The sequence below is a fragment of the Bradyrhizobium sp. P2_E8 genome (assembly GCF_056403875.1).
The window spans coordinates 1-5,679 of the sequence record NZ_JBFUES010000470.1 but is presented as its reverse complement, the minus strand read 5'-3'; the positions used below and the strand labels follow the sequence as shown (position 1 = coordinate 5,679).

Below are 5,679 nucleotides of genomic sequence, written 5' to 3'. Positions count from 1 at the left end.
GGTTGACCGTGATGTACTTCATCGTTTCGGTCAGCAGGGGCGTCGCGTGCTGGCCCGGCTTGCCGGTGACGACGCGGGTGGTCCAGACCTGCTGGCCGCGCTGCATCACCTTCAGCGTGTAGTCGGGAATGTTGAGGATGACATAGGCATCGCCCAGCGAGGGCACGCCGAGGTCGCGCGGCAGCCAGCGCCAGCGCTCCATGTTCACCAATACCGTGTCGATCTGCCTGTCACGCTTCGGCGTGTTGATCGCCTTGACCGTCTTGTCGTCGAGGACGCCGGTCGCCTTGAGCTCGGCGCTGTTCTGGAATTTTCGGACGGCCTCGGCGACCGTGGCGTCATAGCGGGTGTCGCTGGCATTCTCGGTGATGCCGAGCTTGGCGCGGAGCTGCGGCACGCGCGGATCTTCGACGACGACCTCAGCCTGCTTCTTGCCGGCCGGGGTGTATTTCAGCGCCGGACCGTCGGCGACCTCGATCACCGGGCCGTTGCCCTGGCCGCGGAGCTCCGCGAGCTTGGCCTTCAGTTCCTTGTAGAGCTTCTGCGGCGGGTTGTAGCTGTCGAGCGCCGCGGAGGCGTCAGCCGCGGTCGTGACCTTGGCGAGCACCTCGCTCGGGTCGACCGGGTGCTCGGGATAGAGGATGTCGGCGCTGACCTGCGACCAGTGCATGCGGCCGCTCTGCGCCTGGCGCGCATAGTCGAACATGCTGGCGGTCAGCTTCAGCTCGGCGTCGGCGAGCGCATCGGGGGTCGTGGCGGCGGCGAAATCCGGCACCGGATAGTCGGCCGGATTGAGGCCGTCGGAGGCCGCATCCTTCAGCCGCGCGATCACGCCCTTGGCCGCGGCGGTCAGGCTGCCGCCCTGGGTCCAGACCGGGGCGAAGTCGCGCCCACCGTAGAACTTCTCGACGGCGGCGCGCTCGTTCTTGCGGTCGAAATGGCGCGAGGTCTTGGCGCCGATGATGTCCTTGAGCTTGTCCGCGACCGGCTGGTCGGCGGCGGGAACGGCGCTCGCGGCCTTCACGGGCTCGGAGGCCGGCTGCTCCTTGGCGACGTCCTTCGGCGGCTCGGCCGGAGTCGCTGCGGCGGCGGGGGCCGTCGCAGTATCGGCCTTGGCCGGCTCGGTCTTGGCAGGTTCGCTCTTGGCAGCTTCGGATTTGGCAGGTTCGCTCTTCGGCGCCTCGCTGGCGGGCGTGGTGGCGACGTCGGCAGGCTTGGTCCCGACCTTGTCGGGCGCAGGTGCGGCTTCGGCCTTCGCAGCGTCCTTGGCCGGCTCCTTCGCTGAATCCTGGACCGTGGCGGTGGTGTCGAGCTTGATGTCGGACGCGGTCGGGGGCGGGACGTTGGCGGGCTCGGGACGCGGGATCGCGGCTTCGATCGCCAGCTCGGCGGCGCTGCTGCGCGCCTGATCCTGCGCCAGGGCTGAGCTGGCCGACACCGTGAGGAAGGTTGCCGCGACCGTCATCAAGACACGGTCGAAGCCTGCACGGTGGTTCAAACAGTCACGCATTGTGTCGCACCCCTCGGGTGAACTGTCCCTCGTGGAACAGCTTTGTTATCGCCTAATTGAGCTTCGGCTAAACCGCGCCGGCCTCTCGAAAGTTGCACGCCTGCACGCAACGATTCATACGCAGACGATATACAGGCCCCGGTTTTGCAGCCAGCGCTACCCGGGACAACTCACGACAAACTGACTTCAAGGGAGCCTCTTGGCAACGGATTGTGGGCCCTGGCCACACGCTTTTCCCTCTGTCTGTCACTTCCAAGTCACGGTTCAAATCGCAGTCGAATTCTGTCGTCATGCGAACGGCTTACAGCGTCACCGTGCCGTCGCGCGAACCTCCGTTCGCATCAGGCTCAGTGCGTCTCCTCACCGCTTTTCCCGCCATGTCCGGGAACCCCGGCCTCGTCGAGTTTTCGGTAGAGCGTGGACCGGCCGATTTTGAGGCGGCGGGCGACCTCGGACATCTGCCCGCGATAATGCGAGATCGCGAAGCGGATGATCTCGTTCTCCATGTCCTCCAGCGGGCGGACGTCGCCGGTCGCGGTCAGCATGGGAAGAGTTCCCCCCGAGGGGAGCGGTGCAATCGGTATTTCGCTACCCGACGACACGACCGAAGGCGCCGCGATCGGCTCGAGCATCAGCGGCGCGGTCGGAATGTCGGTCGCGGGATGTGGCTGCGAGGTGAGCAGGGGGAAGTCGCCAAGGTCAAGCTGGTCGCCCTCGCTCATCACCACCGCGCGGTACACCGCATTTTCGAGCTGGCGGATGTTGCCGGGCCAGTCGAGCTGGGCGAGATGCGCCACGGCCTCGCCGCTGATGCCGGTGATGTGGCGGTTCTCCTCGGCGGCAAAGCGCGCCAGGAAATGCCGGAGCAGATGCGGGACGTCCTCGCGCCGGGTCCGCAGCGAGGGGATCGTCAGCGGCAGCACGTGCAGGCGATAGAACAGGTCTTCGCGGAAATGGCCCTGCTTCACCCGTTCCAGCAGCCTGCGGTTGGTTGCCGAGATGATGCGGACGTCGACCTTCACGGGCTTGCGGCCGCCGACGGCCTCGACCGCGCCTTCCTGCAGCGCGCGGAGCAGCTTGACCTGCGCGGCCAGCGGCAGCTCRCTGACCTCGTCCAGAAACAGCGTGCCGCCATGGGCCTCGACGAACTTGCCGGTGTGGCGTTCGGTGGCGCCGGTGAAGGCGCCCTTCTCATGGCCGAACAGGATGGACTCGACGAGGTTGTCGGGGATCGCGCCGCAATTGACCGCGACGAACGGCTTGGCCTTGCGCTCGCCGCTGCCATGGATAGCGCGCGCGAACATCTCCTTGCCGACGCCGGACTCGCCCTCGATCAGCACGGGGATCGAGGAGTTCGCCGCCTTCTGCGCGGTGCGCATGACGCCCGCCATTGCTTCCGCGCGGGTGATGATGTCGGAGAAGGTCAGCCGGCCCTCGCGGCTGTGACGGATGCGCTGCAATTCGCCTTTGAGCGCGGAGGCGTTGAGCGCGTTGCGAAGCGAGACCTGGAGCCGCTCCATGCCGACCGGCTTGACCACGAAATCGGCAGCACCTGCACGCATCGCCGAGATCACGTTGTCGATGCCGCCATGGGCGGTCTGCACGATGACGGGCACGCTGAGGCCGGCTTCGCGGATCTTCGCCAGCACGCCCATGCCGTCGAGGCCGGGCATCACGAGATCGAGGATGACGCCGTCGATAGCAGGTGCATCGGGGGCGGTGAGGGCGGCGATCGCGGCGTCGCCAGAGTCCACGACGACCGTCTCATAGCCGCATTTCTGCACCATGTTCTCGATCAGCCGGCGGGCTACTGCGTCGTCGTCGGCGATCAAAATACTGGCAGCCATGGTGTTCCCCGCACGCTACTACTATCTGTCTCGAATCGGGGCACTCTGGCCGAAGCCGATTAACGCACTCTTAAACCTTGATGCCCCCGCCCGCCGTCGCGCTTGTTGAACACAGGTTTCCCACAGAATGACTTCGCGCTCCAAATCTGCCTTGAAGAAGCCCGCTCCCAGCAAACCCGCTCTCCGCAAGCCGAGCACCAGGAAATCCGCCGCCAAGAAATCCATCGTCAAGGCAAAGCCCTCCAAATCTTCACTCGCCAAGTCGTCACTTGCCAAGTCGTCGCTCGCCAAATCTTCACCCGCCAAGCCTGCGAGCAAGACCGGCAGGCTTCCGGAATGGAACCTCGCCGATCTCTATTCCGGGATCGACGCGCCGGAAGTGGCGCGCGATCTCGAAAGGATGGATGCCGATTGCGTCGCGTTCGAGACCGACTACAAGGGCAAGCTCGCGACAGGGACAGCAAACGAAGATGGCGGAAAATGGCTCGCCGAGGCGGTGCGACGCTATGAGGCGATCGACGATCTCGCCGGCCGTCTGGGCTCCTATGCCGGCCTCGTCCATGCCGGCGACAGCGTTGATCCCAAGATTTCAAAGTTTTACGGCGATGTCTCCGAGCGGCTGACGGCGGCGTCCACCCACCTTCTGTTCTTCGCGCTCGAGCTCAACCGTGTCGATGACGATTTGTTGACCCGCGCGATGCAGGCGCCGGAGCTGGCGTATTACCGTCCCTGGATCGAGGATCTGCGCAAGGAGAAGCCCTATCAGCTCGACGACAAGCTCGAGCAGCTTTTCCTGGAGAAGGCGCAGACCGGCTATTCCGCCTTCAACCGGCTGTTCGACCAGACCATCTCCAGCCTGCGCTTCAAGATCGGGCCTAAAGAGCTCGCGATCGAGCCGACACTCAATTTGTTGCAGGACCGCGACGGCGCCAAGCGCAAGAGCGCGGCAGAGGCGCTGGCGAAGACCTTCAAGGCCAATGAGCGCACCTTCGCACTGATCACCAACACGCTGGCCAAGGACAAGGACATCTCCGACCGCTGGCGCGGCTTCAAGGATGTCGCGGATTCCCGCCACCTCAACAACCGCGTCGAGCGCGAGGTGGTGGATGCGCTGGTCGCCTCGGTGCGCGCGGCCTATCCAAGGCTGTCGCATCGCTATTACGCACTGAAGGCGAAGTGGTTCGGCAAGAAGCGGCTGGCCTATTGGGACCGCAACGCGCCCTTGCCGTTTGCGGCGACCGACATCATCGGCTGGCCTGATGCCCGCAACATGGTGCTGACGGCCTATCGTGGCTTCTCGCCCAAAATGGCCGACATCGCCGAGCGCTTCTTCACCGACCGCTGGATCGACGCGCCGGTGCGTCCGGGCAAGGCGCCGGGCGCGTTCTCGCATCCCACCACGCCGTCGGCGCACCCCTATGTGCTGATGAACTACCAGGGCAAGCCGCGCGACGTGATGACGCTCGCCCATGAGCTCGGCCATGGCGTGCACCAGGTGCTGGCGGCCAAGAACGGCGCGCTGATGGCGCCGACGCCGCTGACGCTGGCGGAGACCGCGAGCGTGTTCGGCGAGATGCTCACCTTCAGGCGGCTCCTGGCACAGACCAAGAGCGCCAAGCAGCGCCAGGCGCTGCTCGCCGGCAAGGTGGAGGACATGATCAACACCGTGGTCCGGCAGATCGCCTTCTATTCCTTCGAGCGCGCGGTCCACACCGAGCGCAAGAACGGCGAGCTCACCGCGACGCGGCTCGGCGAGATCTGGCTGTCGGTGCAGGGCGAGAGCCTGGGGCCGGCGATCGAGATCAAGGCCGGCTACGAGAACTACTGGATGTACATCCCGCACTTCATCCATTCGCCGTTCTACGTTTATGCCTATGCCTTCGGCGACTGCCTCGTGAACTCGCTCTACGCGGTCTACGAGAACGCGGCCGAGGGCTTTGCCGAGCGCTATCTCGACATGCTCGCCGCCGGCGGCACCAAGCACTACTCCGAGCTGCTGCGGCCGTTCGGACTCGATGCCAAGGATCCCAAATTCTGGGACGGCGGCCTCAGCGTCATTGCCGGCATGATCGACGAGCTGGAGGCGATGGGCTGAGCGGCGCGGACGCTTCGCGCTAGCTGGTCGGGTTGGCCCTGCGGCCGAGGCTATTTTGCCCGGCCGCAGGTTCGTTCACGTCGGCGAAGGCGAGCATCGCGCCAAACCGGTCGGTCGCCGGCTTGTCGAAGCCGACCGCGCCCTCGAAGCTCGCGGGATTGCGAAAGGTGCCGAGCAGCATGTCCCAGATCGGCAGGTCGCCGTAGTTGAAGGCGTGCACGTCACGC

General features: G+C 65.5%; 3 protein-coding genes and 1 pseudogene. 1 reads left to right on the top strand and 3 read right to left on the bottom strand.

What is annotated here, in order from left to right; genetic code table 11:
- Both AC1D00_RS23890 and AC1D00_RS23885 read right to left on the bottom strand, forming a co-directional pair.
- A partial coding sequence (locus tag AC1D00_RS23890) for a L,D-transpeptidase scaffold domain-containing protein (RefSeq protein WP_477012343.1) occupies positions 1–1,510 on the bottom strand: 1,510 nt, incomplete at its 3' end.
- Between the two features lie 347 nt (positions 1,511–1,857).
- Positions 1,858–3,357 carry a sigma-54-dependent transcriptional regulator gene (locus tag AC1D00_RS23885; RefSeq protein ID WP_477012342.1) on the bottom strand — a complete coding sequence of 500 codons (1,500 nt, stop codon included), beginning with the start codon at positions 3,355–3,357 and terminating at the stop codon, positions 1,858–1,860.
- A 127-nt stretch (positions 3,358–3,484) separates the two neighbouring features.
- Here AC1D00_RS23885 and AC1D00_RS23880 point away from each other — a divergent pair, with 127 nt between their 5' ends.
- The gene (locus AC1D00_RS23880) at positions 3,485–5,452 is read left to right on the top strand and encodes a M3 family oligoendopeptidase (protein WP_477012341.1); all 1,968 of its coding nucleotides are present in this window, start codon (positions 3,485–3,487) and stop codon (positions 5,450–5,452) included.
- Between the two features lie 19 nt (positions 5,453–5,471).
- Here the strand turns inward: AC1D00_RS23880 and AC1D00_RS23875 are convergent.
- Positions 5,472–5,679 (bottom strand): annotated as a pseudogene (locus tag AC1D00_RS23875) (hypothetical protein); the annotation flags it as partial.

Coding starts and splice junctions, on each gene's coding strand:
- AC1D00_RS23880 (WP_477012341.1), top strand. CDS start 3,485: ATGACTTCGCGCTCCAAATCTGCCTTGAAGAAGCCCGCTCCCAGCAAA.